General features: G+C 34.9%; 2 protein-coding genes and 1 pseudogene. All 3 read right to left on the bottom strand.

Going from position 1 to position 2,393, the window contains the following annotated elements; translation table 11 throughout:
- Positions 1–536: pseudogene (locus ABX784_RS16970) on the bottom strand (cystathionine beta-synthase); the annotation flags it as partial.
- Positions 537–665: 129 nt separating this feature from the next.
- Positions 666–1,523, bottom strand: a complete 858-nt coding sequence (locus ABX784_RS16965) for a hypothetical protein (RefSeq protein ID WP_372656250.1) — start codon at positions 1,521–1,523, stop codon at positions 666–668.
- A gap of 171 nt (positions 1,524–1,694) precedes the next feature.
- Positions 1,695–2,300 carry a trimeric intracellular cation channel family protein gene (locus tag ABX784_RS16960; protein WP_372656249.1) on the bottom strand — a complete coding sequence of 202 codons (606 nt, stop codon included), beginning with the start codon at positions 2,298–2,300 and terminating at the stop codon, positions 1,695–1,697.
- Positions 2,301–2,393 lie beyond the last annotated feature (93 nt).

The raw sequence follows: 2,393 nt of genomic DNA, 5'->3' as shown, positions 1-2,393 counted from the left end.
TCACTAATTAATTCAAGAGGAGAAACGTGATCAAAGTTTGTTAGAAAAATAGTGCTTCCATCAAACTTAGAAATATCATGAATATTATCTACTTTTAAAACATCAAAGTTATATCCATAAACACTTCTTAAAACTTCAGCATCGAAGCTCTGAGGTAACTCATTTATATATACAATTTGAGTATTTATATTTTCTAGTAAATTCTTTCTAAGAATGGCAAGGATTGGCATACTATTAGATGCAAATGAAATCACATTCTCTACGGAGAGGCTTTTTGACTCAGCAACAACCCATTCTAAGATACAAGACAAAGGATGACCTAAGCGAATATAGTCAAAAGCAGTTGGCAAGCTTGCTAGCTCACTTTCTAAGTCTTTAACACCAACAGTTCTAAGACTAGAGAACTTCTCTAAAAACTCAGTCTTTGCTCTTTTTTCATTATATATATCTAAGCGGTGTGTAGTTAACTTCACCCAGTCAGATGGCATATTTGCTAAAACATTTTCAATAAAGTCTATTCTATTTTCATTAGTCATATTTGTACCTCAATTTTGGTACTAATATACAAGATTTACCCCATTCTTTAAAGAGCTTAGGGCCGAACAAAGGATGACACCCCTAAACGCTATAAAAATAGCATCACGGAGTGTCATTTTATGGGATATCTACATGTTATAGAGTTGATCTCTAATATCTATAAGCATTTGCTCTCTAGAGAGACATCTTCGTACGGCCTTATAAAATTTCTTATTTCCAACTAGAGATGTTGCACTATTAGTTTTTCGCCCTCTTGCTGTACTGTCACAACCACCATGAGTGTTAACTCCAATAACTTCATCTGTGGCCTTGTCAATTAGTGGTGCTCCTGAAGACCCTGTATTTGTATCTCCGTTGTGCTCCATTATTCCTGGAAGTAAAAATATTCCAGACTTAACAAGTTTTGCTTCTGTCGAAGATAGTGCGTAGTGAAGTTCAGATCCAAAAGGATTTGGGCCTTCTAGTCCGGAAGTTACACCGTAGCGACTATTGTCAGTATTTCCAAATTGATAAACAGAAATATCGATTCCTTTCTTAGACTTCTTCTCTGGAAAGTTGAAGTGTCCATATGCTTCTCCTGGGTAGAGTTTTGTTTCTTGATTAACTAAGAACTCTCCTACTCCCCAATGCTTTCCTATTCCACCCTTTGCAGTAATCTCCCCACTGTAAACGACTGAGTTTGGATCAATGTAATAGAAGTCATTCTTCTCACTTTCTTGTGGAATACCATCAATACTTCCTGGAACCTTAAATTCGACATACTCAGCAATTTGTCCGCAAACTCCAGAAGTCACAAAACAAGTCTTCCCAACAAGAGCAACAGTACATTTTCCTCTCTTAGTATGAGTAGGATTGAATCTAGCAGTCGCTCTACCTACTCTATTCTCATCACTAGGAACTCTATTGTCTTCATAGCTACACATAGAAGCGTGAGCCGAACTTGCTGCAAATAAACCTAAACACAAAAGAAAACTAAACCTCTTCATTTAAACTCCTTATTAAAATATTTCTATTTTTTATCTATAAAAAGCATAACTGCAAACGCAGCAAATTGATGCTTATTGAATAGATAGAGTCATGAAGAAAGGAAAAAAAATTTCACAAAAAAAAGAAAAAATAGAATATGAAATAGAAAATGGTATTCTTGACTCCGAATTCTAGTCCTTAAGAACGGGAAGATAAATCTTAAATCTTCTTGATCCGTATCTTAGGATAAATGTAGTTACGATAGTGATAACAGCACAGTAATTAATATCTATATTGGAATGACTGAGAGTGATAAAAAGGATTGAAGCTAAAGCAGCAACAGTTGCGTAGAGCTCCTTATTTAAAAGAATTGAAAACTCCTTACTGAAACTAGATCTTAGAATACCTCCAAGAACAGCTGTCATTGTCCCCATGATAAATGCGGTCTCATTGTTAAAGCCTAGCCTAAGAGCTTGATGAGTCCCTATGACAACAAAGGTACCTACTCCTAACGTATCAAAGAATAAAAGTAGTCTATAGTATTTCTCATAGACCTTAATGAGAAAGAATGTAGAGAGAGTTGCCCCAAATATTAGATATAAATAAACAGGCTTCAAAGTCCAAAAAACAGTGTCTGAAATAATAAGGTCTCTCACCGTTCCACCGCCAACAGCAGTTAAAAAAGCGAGAAAAAGCATTCCAAAAAAATCAAACTTGGCCTTACCTGCAATAATAGAACCTGTGATTGAAAAAACGACGGTACCTACATAGTCTATATATATAAAGATTTCGCTCATAACACTCTCCCTTCTTAGTTGAAAATATTCATTTAAGAAGAATTTATAATTCATGATTATAAATTATAACCTAACTCTCCTTAGTTTTAAGAG

It is taken from the genome of Halobacteriovorax sp. (genome assembly GCF_041587335.1).
In the GTDB taxonomy this organism is placed as follows: Bacteria; Bdellovibrionota; Bacteriovoracia; order Bacteriovoracales; family Bacteriovoracaceae; genus Halobacteriovorax.
Note: the sequence above shows the minus strand (reverse complement) of the source record. Positions and strands in the feature narration are given on the sequence as shown.